This is a genomic window from Pseudomonas sp. BJa5 (assembly GCF_030272875.2).
In the GTDB taxonomy this organism is placed as follows: Bacteria; Pseudomonadota; Gammaproteobacteria; order Pseudomonadales; family Pseudomonadaceae; genus Aquipseudomonas.
Genome location: NZ_JALRNG020000091.1, coordinates 1 through 401, shown reverse-complemented (window position 1 = coordinate 401; position 401 = coordinate 1). Strand labels below are relative to the sequence as shown.

Below are 401 nucleotides of genomic sequence, written 5' to 3'. Positions count from 1 at the left end.
CGGATAGCGAAGCGCAGACCGTCTTCCATTGCGATGGTCTTGATCAGGGTGACAGTCATCTGGATGTTGTCACCTGGCATTACCATTTCAACGCCTTCTGGCAGTTCGCAGTTACCGGTCACGTCAGTAGTACGGAAGTAGAACTGTGGACGGTAGCCTTTGAAGAACGGAGTGTGACGGCCGCCTTCTTCCTTGCTCAGAACGTAGACTTCTGCGGTGAACTTGGTGTGCGGCTTGACCGAACCTGGCTTGACCAGAACCTGGCCACGCTCAACGTCGTCACGCTTGGTGCCGCGCAGCAGCACGCCGCAGTTCTCGCCAGCACGACCTTCGTCCAGCAGCTTGCGGAACATCTCAACGCCGGTGCAGGTGGTGGTAGCGGTGTCACGCAGACCAACGAT

At 57.6% G+C, this 401-nt stretch carries 1 protein-coding gene; it reads right to left on the bottom strand.

What is annotated here, in order from left to right; all coding sequences use genetic code 11:
• Window positions 1–401 (bottom strand): EF-Tu/IF-2/RF-3 family GTPase (locus tag M2D63_RS25550; RefSeq protein ID WP_285865869.1); only part of this gene is annotated, 401 nt, incomplete at both ends.